14 protein-coding genes are annotated in these 16,224 nt (G+C 58.4%); 6 read left to right on the top strand and 8 right to left on the bottom strand.

The genetic code is table 11. The features are described from left to right. Positions 1 to 183 precede the first annotated feature (183 nt). The 4 genes from P3T25_RS01680 to P3T25_RS01695 all read right to left on the bottom strand — a co-directional run bounded on the left by P3T25_RS01680 (position 184) and on the right by P3T25_RS01695 (position 3,474). A complete protein-coding gene (locus tag P3T25_RS01680) occupies positions 184 to 1,596 on the bottom strand; it encodes an efflux transporter outer membrane subunit (RefSeq protein WP_171925989.1) in 1,413 nt (470 codons plus the stop codon). A gap of 329 nt (positions 1,597 to 1,925) precedes the next feature. After that, on the bottom strand, positions 1,926 to 2,210 hold the full coding sequence (locus P3T25_RS01685) for a hypothetical protein (protein WP_154562776.1): 285 nt from the start codon (positions 2,208 to 2,210) through the stop codon (positions 1,926 to 1,928). Positions 2,211 to 2,479: 269 nt separating this feature from the next. Next, positions 2,480 to 2,923, bottom strand: coding sequence for a DUF4399 domain-containing protein (locus P3T25_RS01690; protein ID WP_154562778.1), 444 nt, complete (start codon positions 2,921 to 2,923; stop codon positions 2,480 to 2,482). A 47-nt stretch (positions 2,924 to 2,970) separates the two neighbouring features. After that, positions 2,971 to 3,474: a DUF4399 domain-containing protein gene (locus tag P3T25_RS01695; RefSeq protein WP_233464951.1), complete on the bottom strand. Its 504-nt coding sequence runs from the start codon at positions 3,472 to 3,474 to the stop codon at positions 2,971 to 2,973. Between the two features lie 402 nt (positions 3,475 to 3,876). Between P3T25_RS01695 and P3T25_RS01700 the strand changes: the two genes are divergently transcribed. Then, on the top strand, positions 3,877 to 5,868 hold the full coding sequence (locus tag P3T25_RS01700) for an SUMF1/EgtB/PvdO family nonheme iron enzyme (RefSeq protein ID WP_429357312.1): 1,992 nt from the start codon (positions 3,877 to 3,879) through the stop codon (positions 5,866 to 5,868). 150 nt (positions 5,869 to 6,018) lie between these two features. Here P3T25_RS01700 and P3T25_RS01705 read toward each other — a convergent pair whose 3' ends face one another. Beyond that, positions 6,019 to 8,238 (bottom strand): protein kinase domain-containing protein, encoded by a 2,220-nt coding sequence (locus P3T25_RS01705; protein ID WP_429357313.1) that lies wholly within the window; start codon positions 8,236 to 8,238, stop codon positions 6,019 to 6,021. Between the two features lie 415 nt (positions 8,239 to 8,653). Between P3T25_RS01705 and P3T25_RS01710 the strand changes: the two genes are divergently transcribed. From P3T25_RS01710 to P3T25_RS01730, 5 genes are all read left to right on the top strand, one after another. Then, positions 8,654 to 8,935 carry a hypothetical protein gene (locus P3T25_RS01710; RefSeq protein WP_154562784.1) on the top strand — a complete coding sequence of 94 codons (282 nt, stop codon included), beginning with the start codon at positions 8,654 to 8,656 and terminating at the stop codon, positions 8,933 to 8,935. An 88-nt stretch (positions 8,936 to 9,023) separates the two neighbouring features. Further along, a complete protein-coding gene (locus tag P3T25_RS01715) occupies positions 9,024 to 9,308 on the top strand; it encodes a hypothetical protein (protein ID WP_154562786.1) in 285 nt (94 codons plus the stop codon). 183 nt (positions 9,309 to 9,491) lie between these two features. Continuing rightward, on the top strand, positions 9,492 to 9,719 hold the full coding sequence (locus P3T25_RS01720; protein WP_154562788.1) for a hypothetical protein: 228 nt from the start codon (positions 9,492 to 9,494) through the stop codon (positions 9,717 to 9,719). Positions 9,720 to 10,207: 488 nt separating this feature from the next. Further along, entirely contained in the window at positions 10,208 to 10,492 is a 285-nt protein-coding gene (locus P3T25_RS01725; RefSeq protein ID WP_154562790.1) for a DUF3303 domain-containing protein, read from the top strand. 19 nt (positions 10,493 to 10,511) lie between these two features. After that, complete coding sequence (locus P3T25_RS01730; protein ID WP_429357314.1) at positions 10,512 to 12,149, top strand: MFS transporter; 1,638 nt, start codon at positions 10,512 to 10,514, stop codon at positions 12,147 to 12,149. A gap of 998 nt (positions 12,150 to 13,147) precedes the next feature. On the opposite strand, the gene P3T25_RS01735 is transcribed toward P3T25_RS01730, so the two are convergent. Genes P3T25_RS01735 through glf form a run of 3 tightly spaced genes read right to left on the bottom strand, consistent with a single transcriptional unit; the run spans position 13,148 to position 16,223 of the window. Next, complete coding sequence (locus P3T25_RS01735) at positions 13,148 to 14,155, bottom strand: glycosyltransferase (protein WP_429357315.1); 1,008 nt, start codon at positions 14,153 to 14,155, stop codon at positions 13,148 to 13,150. After that, positions 14,152 to 15,132: a glycosyltransferase family 2 protein gene (locus tag P3T25_RS01740; RefSeq protein WP_429357316.1), complete on the bottom strand. Its 981-nt coding sequence runs from the start codon at positions 15,130 to 15,132 to the stop codon at positions 14,152 to 14,154. The genes P3T25_RS01735 and P3T25_RS01740 overlap by 4 nt, the downstream gene beginning before the upstream one ends. Then, the gene (glf, locus tag P3T25_RS01745; RefSeq protein WP_429357317.1) at positions 15,132 to 16,223 is read right to left on the bottom strand and encodes a UDP-galactopyranose mutase; all 1,092 of its coding nucleotides are present in this window, start codon (positions 16,221 to 16,223) and stop codon (positions 15,132 to 15,134) included. The genes P3T25_RS01740 and glf overlap by 1 nt, the downstream gene beginning before the upstream one ends. Between the last annotated feature and the right edge of the window lies 1 nt (position 16,224).

A 16,224-nucleotide genomic window follows, 5' to 3' on the forward strand; every position in this document is an offset into this window, starting at 1 on the left:
TGCGACGAGCGCGCAACGGGAACGGCAAGAAGAACTACGGCGAATTGCGGATATTTTAGCGAGCCCGGCAGAACCGGGCTCCTTACAAATTTTAAGTCACGCATGGCAAGTGTCAATTTTCTGATCGTCGGTTGAAAGGGCCATTCATGCGTCATATGCAGCCGAATCGTGCCTCGGATTAGCTCAGTGTTCCTTTACTTCCGCCTGCACATCCACGCTCGGCCAACCGCCGCCCAGCGCCTTATAAAGCAACACCGTGTCGGACAGAATCAACTGATGGTTAGAGAGCAGTTCCTGCTGCGCTTCCAGCAAGGTCCGCTCGGTTTCGAAAACTTCCAGTTGCGACACCACGCCGAGACGCAATTGCGACTGGATCTGCTCGGCGACGATTTGTAAACGCGACACCTCCTGCTGCAATTCCACCCGCTGCGCCTTGTGCGAATTCAGATTGACCAGCGCGTTCTCCACTTCCTCGAACGCACCCATGACGGCCACGCGGTACTGTTGTTCCGCGACCGTCGATTGCGCTTGCGTGACCTTCACATGAGCCCGCACGCCGGGATCGAGCAGGGGGATGTTGATGCTGGGCATGAATCCGTAGGTGAACGACTTCAGCAAATCGGTCAACGCGAAACTCGCGGTGCCACCGTGACCGGTGAGGTTGATGGTGGGCAATTGCGCGAGCTTGGCCTGGCCGACCAGGTCGTAGGCTTCCAGCACTCTGAACTCGGCGGCCACCACGTCAGGCCGGCGCGCAAGCAGTTGCGCGGGCAAGCCGTCCGGCACCACGGGCAGTTGCACGCGTTGCTGCAAATGCCCCTTGGGCAACTGGAACTCACCCGCCGGCACACCAAGCAGCGTGCACAACGCGTTGTTCGCGACATCGCGCGAGCGGCGCAGTTCGAGCAACTGATTCGTTAGACGGTTGATCTCGGCTTGCTGGCGCAATACCTGGGTTTGCGGCACGAGGCCGTTGCGGCGTTGGCCGTCGTAGATGGTGAGAATTTGCCGGTTCGTGACCAGCGTTTGTTGCTGCTGCTCGATCTGGTCGTCGAATTGCAGAATCTGGAAGTAGGTACTCGAGACGTTCGCCACCAGTTCCAGATAGCCGGCGCGCCAATCCGCTTCGCTGGCGTGGAACTCGGCCTTTTGCGCCTGCACGCCCTTCTCCACTTTTCCCCAGATATCGATGTCCCAGCTCACCTGCGTCGCGACGTTGTACTGTTTGGAAAACGTCTGACGCGTAGTCTTTTCGAAATCGGCGCCGCCGCCGAGATCCATGGTCGGCAACGCGCCTGCCTTGGCCTCGCCGATCTGCGTGCCGGCCACGTCAATACGTGCGGCCAGCACCTTGATATCGAAGTTGCTCGCGATCGCCTTCGCGATCAGCGTGTCCAGATACGGATCGTGGAAGCCTTTCCACCAGTCCGGCTCGATGGTCGCGGCCGCCGATACCGGCGAGCCTTTCTGATCCGACCAGGACGCCTTGGCGGGCGTATCCGGCCGCTTGTAGTCGGGCATGCTGACATCGATACACGCACTCAGCGACAGTGCGCAAACCGTTGCAGCGCAGAGTCCGCGCAGCGCCGCTGCCATGCGGCTCGCACTCGCCGGCCGGCGGCCAGGACAGCACCGCGCTGTGGCGTTGAAAAAGCGCTGACGAACCAATGAATCAAGCAACGCTGACACGATTTTCTCCGATGACACCGGCTACGTTGCACGAGGAGAACGCGCTATTTAAGTAAAGCATGTCCTGCCCGGCTTCACCATCGAAGCGGTGCAGGAAGGTCGGCGCGGGGATCGGGCGGTGACGCTGGGGTCGTGTGGAAAGAACGATTGGATGCGAAATCTTTTTGACGCGCGGGGGTTGCCTGAGCTTGCGCGTCCCGCGGAGACCTGAGAGCCTCCGCGGCGGCTTACGCCGTTCAATACACGTTGATGTTGTTGCTCGAAGTCACATGCGGGTCGATCGTGGTGGTGACGCCGGCGACGAACGCTGCGTTGTTGCCGTTGGCGCTCTGAATGTTCATTTCGTTGCTGATCAACTGCGTGGCGCTGACATTCTTGCTGTTGTTCGGCGTATACACGGGCGAGTAGTTGAAGAACGAAGACGACGGATAGCCGTAGCCGAAGCCGCCACGCACGGCGCTCATGGCCTTGCTGTCGAGTTGAGCGGTGATGGACAGGTCTTTGATCATCAGCGTGTTCATGGTAAATCTCCTGGAAGGGAAACAGCACAGTCTTGCGGTTGGGTTCGAGCATCTTGTCTGCTCGAGTGTCACTAACGCATGGGCTGTGCCAGGTTTGCTTTCCGATCCTAAGAAATCTTGCGAACGGCCGTAGATAAAGGGTTTCGGGGATGATATGCCGCTAGAGGCAGTGCGACCCCGACGATGTGGCCGGTTGGAGCTGGTGCATCACAACCAACAACGCCGGCGACTGTGTTGGTTGTGACGTGACACCGAAGCGGAGCGCCGCCTCAGCGTGCAATCACGGTGATCTTCTTCGAGTACACCGGCGGGTTGTGCGGTATATGCATGTCGTCGCCCATCAGCAGTTGCAACGTGTGCTTGCCGGGCGGCAGTTGAATCATCGTTTCCGTCTCACCCGCGCCGAAATGCAGATGATTGCGGTCTGACGGAATTTCCTGGTCCATCGGCGGCAGGTCGGTGTCGATCAGCAGATGATGGTGCCCGGTGTTCGGATACTTGACGCCTTTCGGCGCCACGCCCATATAGCGCAGGCCGAACCACACCCGAATCGGTTTGTTGGCCTGCACCACCTGGCCATCGTTCGGATAGCCGATATAGGCGTGCGCGCCGGCCGGCGACGGCGTCGTACCGGCCGTGGCGAGATTCGGCGAGGCCAGTGACGCCAATGTCGCAAGTGCCACGAGCGCCGCGAGCGCGATGATCTTGTACATGTTGGTCTCTCCGTCCTGACGGACCCGCTATGAATGAACGGGACGCGCTAGTCTTTTAGCACGGTGATGGTGATCTTCTTCGAATACACGGGCGGTACGTGCGGCACGTGGTTCTGGTCGCCGAGAATGAGTTGCAGGGTGTGTTTGCCCGGCGGCAACTCAACGCGCGCGTCGGTCTCACCCGCACCGAAATGCAGATGATTGCGGTCCGACGGAATTTCCTGGTCGAGCGCCGGCAGGTCGGTATCGATCAGCAGATGGTGATGCCCGGTGTTCGGAACCGCCACACCCTTCGGGCAAACGCCCATGTTGCGCAGCCCCATGCGCACCCACAGCTTGCCACCGTGAATCACCGTGCCATCCGACGGCCAGATGATGTATTCCTCGGCGCCCGGTGGCGAAGGCGTTTGTTCGGCACGCGCGGACTCAGACGTGAGCGCGATACCGAGCAGGAGTGAACAGGCGGCGCACAAAGCCGTGCCGAGCGTGACAAGGCTCGCCTTCGTTCCACGACGTTTGTCGAGCACGCCAAGTGTGAGGGTTCTTCGCATTGCGCACTCTCCCGAAGAATAGTCGTCCCCGCCCCGGCTGCGCGAAGCGCAGGCTGGAGGCTCCGACTGGATGTCGCGGGCGCTCGCGTAGTTGCACGTGGGTTCACGTGGCGGGTCGACGTCGATGAGCTGCCGCTTTATTAAAACGGCCGTACAGCGCTACTTTGTGAATTAGCTTAGGACGTAACTTGCCAAAAAGATACGCCACACTCGTTAACCGTATAACGCATTAACGATGCGCGGACCATTGTCACGCGCAAACCGCGTGCTATCGTTGTTCATAGGTTGTCGATGGAGAGTCGATCGCGGCATCGATGCTGCGATCGGTTCGCGCCAAAGGCTGACGCGGGCGGCGCGGTCGTCGAAACCCTATGTTCTGTCCGGAACAAACAGGATACGAATATGTGGCGAACATTCCTGCTGGTGTGCATGGTCGGGGCGATTCAAGCGCACTCGGGCAGTGTTTATGCCGCGGCGCAGCGTGACGGCGCGGAACACGGCGCTGCCGCTATGCGTACGACGGCTACGTCCAGCGCGCCGCTCACCCTGCAACAGGACAAGCCGCAACCGGCGCGTATCGCGCTGGTGATCGGCAACGGCGCATACGGCGATCATGCAGACCCCCTTCGTGGCAATGCGCCGCGCGACGCAGAAGCCATGCGCGACGCACTGCGTGCGCACGGCTTCGACGTCATCATGCGCACCGATGCGACGCCGCAGCAAATGCAGCAGGCGATTGGCGAATTCCGCCAACGTCTGCGTGAAGGCGGCATTGGGCTCTTCTATTTCGCGGGACACGGCATGCAAATCGGACGGCAGACGCTGCTCGTGCCCGCTAGTCTCGACGCACGCGCGCCGGCTCGACTGGTCAGCGAAGGTGTCGATCTGAATACCGTATTGCAGGCGATGCGTGCACCGCGTGCCGGCGCGCTCAATCTCGTGATTCTCGATACTTGCCTGAACAACCCGTTCTCCGCTGACGTGTCAGTCGATAAAGCCACGTTGCCCGCCAATACCCTCTTCGCCTACGCAACGGCGCCGGGCGGCTTTGCAGCGGACGGCATGCGGCACGGTGTCTATACGGGCGCATTGCTGCGCGCGTTCAACGAGGCGTCTTCATCACAGGAACTTGCGGGCTTGTTTCAACGTGTCGCGGCGAGAGTTAGCGGGGTGACTGGCGGCGAGCAAACGCCGTGGATTGCCTCTTCGCTTGCCAAGGACATGAGCCTGAGCGCGCCGGTATCTCGCGGCGCTGGTGCAGCGCTCCTCGCCGCTGCCAGCGACGATGCAATTGCCGCGCTGCACAGTAGAGGCATTCTGCCGAAGGACAGCAGCGAACAGTACGAGATCACTTTCTGGGACTCCATCAAGGACAGTAACTACCCAAGCGATTACGAGGCTTATTTGAAGGCCTATCCGAATGGCCGCTTCGCCGCGCTCGCTCACGCGCGCATCGACCGGCTACGCGCTGCTGCAGCGGCGAGTGCACCATCTGCTTCGCCGGCGGCTGCGCCACCGCCACAAGCCGCGCGGCCAGCCGCACCGGCCAGCGTCGCGCCACAAGACCACCCGCGCCCCGCCACGCCGACGCCACCCACTCCACCTGCAACGACCGCCCCACCCGCTGCACCTGCCGCGCAAGCAGTCGCACAAAAGCCCACGACGCATCCGCCGAGCGCCGGCGAAAGCCGCGACTGCGCCACCTGCCCGATCATGATCACCTTACCTGCGGGCTCGTTTTCGATGGGCAGCAGCACCGACGACCCCTCCGAAAAGCCCGTTCATCACGTGACCATCGGCGCGCCGTTCGCGATCGGTAAATACGAAGTGACCGTCGAACAATGGAATGCGTGCGTAGCAGCAAACGCCTGTCAAAAGCTGACACCCGAAAGCAACACAAACAAGGCTGCACCGGCACGCGACCTCAGTTGGGAAGACGCACAACAGTACGTGAAGTGGTTGAGCAAGACGACCGGCAAACCGTACCGCTTGCCTACCGAGGCCGAATGGGAATACGCGGACCGTGGCGGCACCACGACGGCATACTGGTGGGGCGATCAGATGCGCAAGGGTAACGCCAATTGCAAGGACTGCGGCGATCCATGGCACAAGGAAGGGCCCGAATCCGCCGGCTCGTTCGCGCCGAATCCGGTGGGCCTGTATGACATGAACGGCAGCGTTTGGGAGTGGGTCGCCGATTGCTGGCATAACTCCTACCAGGGTGCGCCCGCCGACGGCCACGCATGGGACAGCCCCACCTGCGACATGCGAGTGATTCGCGGCGGTTCGTGGCGCGAAGGCGGGAGCTACATGCTGAGCGCGACACGCTTCAAATACAGCGCGAGCGTGCGCCAGTCGCAGGATGGCTTCAGGGTAGTTAAGGATCTTAAGTAAAGCGTGGGCTGCTGGGGCGGCAGGAGCTTCTGTCGAACAGCGCGCTTGTGGGGCTGCGCGTTGCGCCAGGGCCGCGCGTGATTCCACGCCATGCGTACTTCCTGGCCTGCGAGCATTTCACCGGCGTTGCGAGTGATCCTAACGCGTCGCTTAAGGCGTGCGCGGCTTCGTTGTGATCGGCGCGAAATCAGCGACGATATGATCCTGACCGTATTTGCCGCCGATCTGCGCGAGTCGCGTCTCCAGTGCGCGCAGATAGTCCGCACGTGATTCGCTTTCGGGCCGCGGCTTGTCGAATAGCTGCGCCGGCGTAATCAACAGCACCACCATCTCCGATCCAAACGGCTTCGAAATGATCCAGTCACCCGCGCTGCCGATCGTGGCTGCATAGTGCGGAGGCGCCTGATTGTCCTTCGCACGCGGACTCGGCACCATATGCACGACGCTACCGTCGAGCTGGTAGTAATCGAGGTTCACGTACGAGTCGAATGCGGGCGTGGTGACGTCGACGATAAGCGGATCGCCTTCGCTCAACAGGCCGCCGGGCGGCCGCACATGCAGCGACGCAACGTGGCCCGCTTGCCAGTTGTGGGTCCAATAGGGTGCGAGCGCTTTGATCGTGTCGCATTTGTCGTCGGCTATTGGCTCGACCTGGAGCGTGAGCGTATCGACGCCCGGCAATGCTGTCAGCGTGTCCTTCAGATGCGCTGCGCCGTAGTGTTGCGAGACGTAGCCGCGCACTGTCAACGAATGGTCCTGCGCCGAAGCGGACAGCGCCGAACACGGCACTTGCGCCAAAGCCGGCGCGATGGCGGCTAAGGTCAACGCGGGTTTGGGCGCGGGCGGCGCAGCAGGCTGCGCGGGCGGTGGTGCGCCGGGCGCTGCGGCGGTTGGCGCGGCGGTTGGTGCGGCGGTTAGCGCTGTGGTTGTCCCGGCAGATGAGCCGGCGGCCGGCGTTGCGGTTCCTCCAGCGACCGGTCCGGCAGTTGCGGATGACTCAGGCGCATTCGTTGCCGCCGAAGCGGCCTGATCCGCCGACGCCTCCGAAGCCGCCACAGCCGGCTGCTGGCCATCCTGACGATTCGGAGCCGACCGGAAAGCAAACACGCCGACAGCGGCGGCACACACCACCGCAAAACCCGCAAATCCCGCCTTGACCAACGTCCCCGATTTCTCCGCGCGCGCTTCGTTATCGAACTCCGCGATGAAACGCACGACACTCGGCATGCGCGTGTTGCGATCGAACGAAAGCGTGGCCCGCAACGCGCGCCACTGCTTCGCATCGAGATTGGGTGGACGCTGCGGCTTGAAGTCCGCGTTGCGAGCCTGCGTCGCCGACAAACGGTCGAACGGATGATGGCCCGTCAACAGCTCGTAGGTAATGCAGCCGAGCGCGTAGATATCGTCGCGCGGGTCCGGCTCGCGATGCTCGATCATTTCCGGACTCGCATACGCGGGCGTCAACGCGCCGAGACTGCCGGGGTCGAAGACAGTTGCATCGCTCTCCTCCTCCGGCCGCTGGAACACGCGGGCAATGCCGAAGTCGATCACCTTCACTTCGGCATTCGTCGTGAGAAAGACGTTGGCGGGTTTGAAATCGCAATGGACGAAGCCGTGCTCATGCGCATAGGCGAGCGCATTGCACATGCCGCGCACAATCGGCAGGGCGGCGCGAACCGGCATGCCCTTGTAGCCCGGCGTGCGCAAAAGCTGGCTCAGCGGCTTGCCGGTCAGGTACTCCATCGTCAGGTAGACGATCGGTCCGTCCCGGTCGAAGTCGTACACCGTGATGATGTTGCGGTGCGCGAGCACCTGCGCCTTGCGCGCCTCGCGTTGCAGTGCGACGAGCGAATTCGGATTGCCGCGGAACTGGACGTTGAGCACCTTGATCGCGAGATACGGTTTGCGATCCGACGCCTCGAGCTTGCGCAAATCGAGCGCCTTGTACACCGTACCCATCCCGCCCACACCCAGACATTCCTCGAGGACGAAGCGGTTGTTCAGCGTGTCGCCGGTGCCTTTGATCTGATCATGTCCCGGCGCGCCGGCGGCGCTCGCTGCGCCTACCGAGCTTGCAGCGTTGGCCGCACTGGCGGAGCGTACCGACGGTATCTCGACGGTGGTCTGCATGCCGGTTTCCTCGCCGCCCGCCGCCACGTTCGAGACGCGCAACTGTTCGATGCGCCGCCGCACTTCGGCATAGAGATCGTCGGGTAGAGGGGCTTTGCGATGAGCTGCGCCAAGCATTTCCAGCAGCTGCGTGCGATCGAGTCCGTCGGTCGTCAACGTGCTGTCGAGTTGAGCCACGAACTCGTCACGTGACAGCTCGCCGCTCTGATAGTCGCGAATCACATGCGCAAGGCTAGCCATTTGTGCGAAGCGCCCCCGCTGCCGTTGGGCCGGATCGCAAGCGACCGGAGCCTTTCGGGCTGATAGAAAACCTGTCGTAACCAGTTACATGCGCCGCTTCGATACTAGCTCCCGACCCGGTCTTTCGCAAACCAGGATTGCCCCGCTGCGTGCACGGCCGGCGAGTGTCTTGCGACATCCAACAGAATCCGATGCGTTGTTGGGTACGCGCCATCAGCCGCGAGTCGTTCGCTAGCGACCTTGTTGCTACTTCGATGCGGCGACATGGCGTGAAAGCCTTGTGCATCAGGCGTTCGTCAATTTTCTTAGGATGCGCGAGTAAAACTGGCACAGCCCATGCATTAGTGACACTCGAGCAGACAAGATGCTCGAACCCAACCGCAAGACTGTGACGTTCCCTTCCAGGAGATTTACCATGAACACGCTGATGATCAAAGACCTGTCCATCACCGAACAACTCGACAGCAAGGCCATGCGCGCCGTGCGTGGCGGCTGGGGCTACGGCTTCCCCAGCACGTCGTACACCAACATCAGCCCGGTGTTCGCGCCGAACAACAGCAAGAATGTCAGCGCCACGCAGTTGATCAGCAACGAAATGAACATCCAGAACGCCAACGGCAACAACGTTGCGTTCGCTGCCGGCCTCACTTCGACGATCAACCCTAGCGTCACGTCGAGCAACAACATCAACGTCTAAAGCCTGATTCGGCGAAGCGGAGAGGCCCTTGGCAATTTCCGCTTCGCTCCGATCACGCCCGTCTTCCGCGCACCCTTGGAGAATCACCATGTCATCCCTCATGATTCGCGATCTATCCCGCACCCGCGAGCTCGACCGCCGCGCAATGTCGGCGGTGGCCGGCGGCACCGGCAGCAGCGTGCCCGGCCTGCCCTCGGTGGCCGGCCTTAGCGGCATCGCCAATGTCAACGTCTCGGTGAACCAGAACCTCAGCCAGATTCAAACCGTCAATGTTGCCGCTCTCAACAACATTGGCGTGATCGGCGCCGGCTTCGTGCCGTTGAATCTGAATGTCAGCCCGTCGCTGTGGGGCGCCAATTACGCCAACGTTTAACGGCATGCAGTAGCGAAGGACCGGGGGCTTCCCTACTGCTGCCTGCTCACATCCGGCAGGCGAGCCGTAAGCAGATTTCCTATACTGATAGTGCGACGAGACCTCAGCACACTTAAAGACACTCCCGAGCGACGGCTGGCCAATCGCACCAGCCGCCGGCTCGATCGCTTCCCCGGAGCCACCATGGCAAAGCTCGCTATCAAAGACCTCACCGACAGCGTCGAACTCGACCGCCAGGCGATGGCCGCCATTGTCGGCGGCGCACGCATCGGTGCACGTGCGAGCATCGCCGTGCAGGTGGTGCCGAGATCCGCACGCGTCGTCGACTATCCGCCGGGTTTTCCCGCAGCGCACCAGGCCATTGTCGATGTGCGCGTTGATGCGGTGCCGCGCAATTCGTCGCGCAGCTAGGCCTTTGATCAGACATTCGCAGCAACGGCACGCGCTTAACGCGCGTGCCGTTTGCGTTTGATGCATTGGCGTCTGTTCTGCTTGCCATTCGCATGCGTGCCGGTGGTGCGGGCACACTGCATGGCGCGCTTCGAACCAGATCGATACCGACATCTTCGACAACCGTTTTAAAAGGTCCTTCTTATAGGACGCACGAGAGGTCCGCAATTGGAAACGAGCGCAACCGCCAGGCTATTCCTGCGACGGATGAATTTGTTCGATTAACCTGGTGAATGTCCGCACGCAGCGACGTTAGCGACCGTGCACTCACCTATGATGGTTAGGACGCCACGTGGTTTTATGCCGTCCGCCGATAGCACCTGCCATCCGGACAGCATCCTGGCGCAGAAGCGTTGGCGGCGGCGAGGCACGCAAAAGCGTCGCACAGCGCGAACGGCGATCACGACCCGCAACGAGCCGGCATCGCCAAACCATATTGGAGACACGCAATGAAATTCATCGTGCAATGGGATGGCCTGCCGACCGCGGAGAACTCCGTCATCGAGCGCTTCATGAAAACGGGCGGCCAGGCGCCTGAAGGCGTCAAATTGCTGGGACGTTGGCATGCGATCGGCGGATTGCATGGCTTTGCAGTCGTCGAGGCGGACGATTCGCGCGGACTGTCGGCGCTGGCGCTCGAATGGGGCGATTTGCTGACCATGAGCATCTTCCCCGCGGCGACTGACGAAGACCTCGGCGCGGCATTGGGTGCGTATCAGGCCACGCGAAAATAAGTCCGCAAGTAAGACAGCCATGACGCCCGACCTTGACACGCCCCTACCCACCGGACAACTGCTGCCGTTTCGCGAGTCGCTGCTGGCGATGCTTGGCGTTGCCTTCGTCTCGATGCTGGTGGCGCTCGATCAAACCATTGTCGGCACCGCACTGCCGCGCATCGTCGCCGATCTGAAGGGCTTCGATCTGTACGCATGGGTCGCGACGGCTTATATGCTGGCTTCGGTGATCACCATTCCGATCTTTGGGCGGCTGGGGGATCTGTTCGGCCGCAAGCCGTTTCTGATCGCCGCGATTCTGTTGTTTACCGGCGCGTCGGTACTGTGCGGATTCGCCACCAGCATGCTGTTGCTGGTAATTTCGCGCGGTTTGCAGGGGATAGGCGGCGGCATTCTGATCGGCACGGTGTTCGCCACCGTTGCCGATCTGTTTCCCAATCCGAAGCTGCGGCTGCGCTGGCTTGTGTTCGTCACGTCCGCGTTCGGGGTCGCGAATATGGTCGGGCCGACGCTTGGGGGAGTGCTCACACAATACGGCGGCTGGCGGCTGGTGTTCTTCGTCAACGTGCCGGTCGGCCTCGTGTCGCTGCTGTTCGTCCAGCGCTTTTTGCCGCCGCTGCATCATCTGCGACACAAGGGGCCCGTGCGGCTCGACTGGCTCGGCGCGTTCGTGGTCGCAGTCACGTTCGGTTCACTGCAATTGCTGATCGAATTGTTTCCGAAGTACGGCGTCGACACGGTAACGATCGTGCTGGCCGTCGTTGCGGCGAGTTTTGCAATGACGCTGTGGCTATGGGAGCGGAGGATGAAGTATCCGATCATTCCAGTGGATATGCTGATGGACCGTAAGCTGTCCGCGCTCTTCGCGATGTCTGTGCTTGGCGGTTTCGCGCTGTTTTCGCTGGTGTTTTACGTGCCGCTGCTGTTTCAGGGCGGCTATGCAATGTCCGCGCACGATTCCGGCATGCTGATCACGCCGCTGCTGCTCGGCACGACCGTCGGCAGCGTGGTGAACAATCGTATCGTCACGCGGATCCGTCGCGCGAACGGCATTATGTATGTCGGTTTCGCGCTGTCCGCGTTGGCATGTCTGGGCGTGATCGTACTCAGAGGTACCGAGCCGCACCTGGTGTGGATGTCGTGCATGGGCATCAGCGGTCTCGGGCTCGGTCTGGTGGCGACCAGTCTGACCGTCTGTTCGCAGCAGATCGTCGCGCGTGATCAGATCGGCGCGGCAACGGCGTTGCTGCAATCGCTGCGTACTTTTGGGGGGATGCTGGGCACGGTGATGACCGGTGCGTTGCTCGGCCATCTCTATACCCAGGGGGTGCATCGCTCGCTTGCCTCGTATCAGGCGACGCAGTGGTTCAAATCGTTTGCGAGTCCCGAACTGCTCGTGGACCGCGCGGAGCAGGCGGCGTTGATCAATCGCCTGGTGAGCGCCGGGCATGCGGGCGATGCGATGATGAATTCTGCGCGGGATGCGCTCGTGCAGTCGATTCATATCGGCATTCTGGTGGCGGGTGCGGCGGCGTTGATCGGGTTGTGCCTGGCGTGGTTTGTGCCGCCGGTGAAGATTAGTTATTCGGAGGCGGAGTTGGTGGTGGGTGGACCGGCGCAAGCGGATGCGATTCCGCCGCGGGAGAATGCGCTTTAGGTGGTGATGGGGTTGGGCCCTGGGTCCGATTTCGCCAGCTTGTCAGCACTCTCCCGACACCCTGATAGTGGTGCGCGCAACAAATGGCCTGACGCTACCGAGCCACCCAGCTTCCAACAGTCCTCTGCTTTTTCTGTCTGCTTCTTGAGGTTTGGAGGCACTAACTTGTGCCGTTTGACATGCGTTATGTCGATGCGCTCTTGCGAGTAAAAGCCCCCTTATTGAAGACCCGGACAGTTACCGTCTGAAATCCTTCCGCCATCGAAATAGCCCTTAAATAAAGGACAATTCGACGCCCCGCTCGCACGACCGGCCGTCAGAAAGCTTGACCGCACGATTGTGATTTCTTACCATAGGCGCTGCCGCTTGTGCACTTTAGACCAACTTGTTTTCAACCAGGCGCGCGCATAGAACAAGGCCAAAACTAAACAACGAGGTCTTCCGGGGTTCTTGCATGACAATGGATGAAGACATCGCGCACGTGGCGCGTGTGATGGCGCCGTCTTTGCGCGCCTTTCGTGGTGAACCTGTGCTGCCACCAGCATATTGGCGAAAGCGACTACAGCGCATACAGGATGAATTCCCCCTGACCGAATTGCAAACGTTTCAGATCGAGCGTTTGCTTGGGGAGTTGGATCGGTTTGAGGCGGAGCGGTGCAGGCAGGTATAGAGGTACGGCTACCCTCGGTAGGAACGCACCAGCTGACGAACTGCGGAGAACAGAGGCCGACGTTGTAGGAAGTGCACCTGCATCGGTGTGTTTCCTGCAGCGCGGCGATGAGACCCCCAAGCTAGCATTCTTGGAGAACCCGCGTTGGAATAGTCCGTTAAAAGCTCGCCGCTGCAAGCGTCCTTCGAGGTAGATCAGCAACTCGGCGCTTAAGTACAGAATTCGAATGGTTCGATCAGCTATTGCACTATCGCAATTGCAACGGCCGCCGCAAAATTCCGAAAAAAGGCATCTATATCAGCCTAAAGTTCCTGCAAACGCCAACCCATTATTTAAGCGGGAAACGCATGTCCTGCCCCAAACGCCCCGACTCTCCGTCATCAATCGCGCTCTCCAACAACGCAAGTCGTTCGTGCGCACACATTCTTCTCGCATAAACGCGCAAAAGAAATATGAAGAGGCATCGATTAAATAAAAATATCAGCCTACTTTGCGACCACGAGAATTTATCAAACCAAGCCTGATTTCTACAGCTGTAATACGCCCTAAAATCGCTATCCCCTTGCAAAAAACGTTCGAAAATAGTTTTTCGACCAACATTGACATTCCAAGATGACTCCAAATCCTCCAAAAGTGCGCTCGTGACAAGCAAAATAGAGCCACCACCTTTCGTAACCCGCCACGTATACTCTGTATCGTCGGCGTATAGGCAAAGACTCCTCTCTGGGAGCCCAATCTCTTCAAACAGCGCTCTGTGCGCCAGCAATCCACCATACGTGGCAAATGGAAGGACGGCAGTTTCAGTCACCAAACGGCCGACCGGCCTCCCCCACGGACTACGTCGCCAAAGTTTGTAAGGAATTTGCAGAAAATGAAATCCGAAATAGCTTGATCTAGGTGGGATCACACGCCCGAGAGGTACCCCGGTTGCGATATCGACTTGATGCTCGGGCCGAAAGCCCAGGACAGCAGCCTTATTTCTCCCAATTCTGCGACTCAATCTCTCCAAATGCTCGTGAAGGCACGAAAGCGCTCCGCAGGTCGGCGCGTTGTCATCGTCCATTAGACATATGTATTCCGCACCGTCGTCAAGCGCGGCTCTAATTCCAACGTAATAGCCGTTCGCAGAGCCTGTATTACTGTCCAACCTAATGATACAAACTCGAGCGCCCCAACGCGCTTCAATCTCGTTAAGATTTGAAGAGGATGCGTTACTTACAATGCAAACTTTCTGTACGTTTTCGCCCACCAAGGCGCGCTCGACGAGTGCATTCAAAAAATGACCGCGGTCACCATAAGTAACCGTCACTACCACTGTTCGATCGAGATTTCTCATCGCTCGCCCACAATTAACTTTGGCTTCCGGTTGTCGAATCTGCCTCTTAGACCGTCCCAAGCAGCACTACACCAAAATTTCAATCTGGCTATTTTATGATCATCATAAAAAATCACACCAACAATTTTTCGGCTCAAAGTCATGGATACAAATCTAATCGCCAACATTGAGCTCACATTAAATCTCATCCAAATAGAATTTCTATATCCAAAATAAGTTATCCATAATCTATCGTACGGGATACGCTCACTTACTCGCGAAAAAACACCTTTCTCCAGCGACATTCCATTTTTAGCAGCGTCCTTGTGAACAATGACACTATCCCGCACAAACAAAATTCGCCCAACCGTCGCCAACCGATAGCAATATTCTGCATCGTCGTAGTGAATAAAGAATTCAGCCTTGGGTAGTCCAATCTTCTCAATTGCATATCTAGAAATCAGAATACCGACGAACGATGCCATACCAACTTCCAAAACTTCATTGCAAGCGTCTTCAGCATTAATGGGACGAATCAATCCCTCTTTCGAATCCCAATTGAACCAGCCTCGGTGATGGAGCTGAGGCAGCGTATCCGCGCCAATAACATTTGATGCAAGAGCGACGACGTTCTTTTCTGCCGAAAAATCATTTAAACGCGCCAAGGCTTCAGGTTGGGGCTCAGCATCGTCATCCATCAACCATAGCCACTCGAATCCCGCATCAAACGCGAGTCTCGTACCGACGTGAAAGCCACCGGCGCCGCCAGTGTTCGTCTCCAAGTGCGTATAGCAAACCTTCGGATGAGCAAGCAGGTCTGTGACGCCAAGCAACTCTCTTGTGCCGTCGGTGCTTGCATTATCGACTATATATATCATGTCGATTGGCATCGACTGATTTAATAACGCACGAACACATTCGATCAACAACTCCTTTCGATTAAATGTCACCACTACCGCGGCCGCATTCATTTCATCCCCCGAATATCCAATCATCATTAATTTACAAGAGCATCAGCGACCTTTAACGCGGCCGCCACTACCTGGTCCATATTGTAGTAGCGATATTGCGCAAGCCGTCCAACGAACGTGACGTTACTCTCTTTCTCCGCCAAGTCCCGATACCTCTTGTAGAGCGATTCATTCTCACCGCGAGGAATCGGATAATAAGGCTCCCCTTCAGCGCAAGGAAACTCTCGCACGATTGACGTTCCATTATGGGCTTGCCCAGTCAAATGCTTAAATTCTGTAATCCGCGTGAACTCATAGTTATTCGGATAATTTACCGTACCGACCGGCTGATACCGTTCCATATCCGAAATATGCTCGTGCTCAAACCTCAAGCTTCGATATGGAAGTCTTCCGAAGCAATAGTCAAAATACGAGTCTATCGGACCAGTATAAATTAAATGGTTGAATTCAACATTCCTTCTCAAATTTTCGAAATCCACATCGAGCTTTATAGATATCGAATCTTTTCTTAACATCCGTTCAAACATTGCCGTATAGCCAGACGCAGGCATAAATTGGAATGCGTCCGTAAAATACCGATCATCGTCATCGGATCGGGTCGGGATCCTTGCAGCAACCCCCGCCGAAAGATCCCCCAGTTCTAACCCCCACTGCTTTTTCGTATATCCCCGAAAAAACTTGTTGCAAAGGTCTTCGCCGACCGACCCCAACACCACGTCCTCGCTTGTGCGAATCTCCGGTCGAGGCAGCCGTACTTTTTCCAAATAGCTTTGAACCCCGGCTTCATCTAGTTTAAAACCATACAGCTCGTTGATCGTCGTCCTGTTGATAGGAATAGGATACAAACTACCGGCCACCTCCGCTAGCACCCGGTGCTCATAGAATCTCCATGTTGTAAACGTCGACAAATACTCGAAAACTCTCTTACTCGCAGTGTGAAATATGTGCGGACCATACGGATGAATTAATACTCCATTTTTATCAAGAGTATCGTATGCATTCCCCCCAATATGATTCCGCTTGTCAACGATTAGCACCGACTTTCCAATTGACGCCAGTCGCTCAGCGCAGACCGTCCCACTAAATCCCGCACCCACAATCAGATAATCGTATTTCATA

The organism is Paraburkholderia sp. GAS32 (assembly GCF_050434225.1).
GTDB classification, from domain to species: Bacteria; Pseudomonadota; Gammaproteobacteria; order Burkholderiales; family Burkholderiaceae; genus Paraburkholderia; species Paraburkholderia madseniana.

Excerpts from the sequence above, each read along its gene's own strand:
- P3T25_RS01695 (WP_233464951.1), bottom strand. The coding sequence starts at position 3,474 with ATGCGAAGAACCCTCACACTTGGCGTGCTCGACAAACGTCGTGGAACG.
- P3T25_RS01690 (WP_154562778.1), bottom strand. The coding sequence starts at position 2,923 with ATGTACAAGATCATCGCGCTCGCGGCGCTCGTGGCACTTGCGACATTG.
- P3T25_RS01730 (WP_429357314.1), top strand. The coding sequence starts at position 10,512 with ATGACGCCCGACCTTGACACGCCCCTACCCACCGGACAACTGCTGCCG.
- P3T25_RS01680 (WP_171925989.1), bottom strand. The coding sequence starts at position 1,596 with ATGGCAGCGGCGCTGCGCGGACTCTGCGCTGCAACGGTTTGCGCACTG.
- P3T25_RS01740 (WP_429357316.1), bottom strand. The coding sequence starts at position 15,132 with ATGATGATTGGATATTCGGGGGATGAAATGAATGCGGCCGCGGTAGTG.
- P3T25_RS01735 (WP_429357315.1), bottom strand. The coding sequence starts at position 14,155 with ATGAGAAATCTCGATCGAACAGTGGTAGTGACGGTTACTTATGGTGAC.
- P3T25_RS01725 (WP_154562790.1), top strand. The coding sequence starts at position 10,208 with ATGAAATTCATCGTGCAATGGGATGGCCTGCCGACCGCGGAGAACTCC.
- P3T25_RS01700 (WP_429357312.1), top strand. The coding sequence starts at position 3,877 with ATGTGGCGAACATTCCTGCTGGTGTGCATGGTCGGGGCGATTCAAGCG.
- P3T25_RS01705 (WP_429357313.1), bottom strand. The coding sequence starts at position 8,238 with ATGGCTAGCCTTGCGCATGTGATTCGCGACTATCAGAGCGGCGAGCTG.
- P3T25_RS01685 (WP_154562776.1), bottom strand. The coding sequence starts at position 2,210 with ATGAACACGCTGATGATCAAAGACCTGTCCATCACCGCTCAACTCGAC.
- glf (WP_429357317.1), bottom strand. The coding sequence starts at position 16,223 with ATGAAATACGATTATCTGATTGTGGGTGCGGGATTTAGTGGGACGGTC.
- P3T25_RS01715 (WP_154562786.1), top strand. The coding sequence starts at position 9,024 with ATGTCATCCCTCATGATTCGCGATCTATCCCGCACCCGCGAGCTCGAC.
- P3T25_RS01720 (WP_154562788.1), top strand. The coding sequence starts at position 9,492 with ATGGCAAAGCTCGCTATCAAAGACCTCACCGACAGCGTCGAACTCGAC.
- P3T25_RS01710 (WP_154562784.1), top strand. The coding sequence starts at position 8,654 with ATGAACACGCTGATGATCAAAGACCTGTCCATCACCGAACAACTCGAC.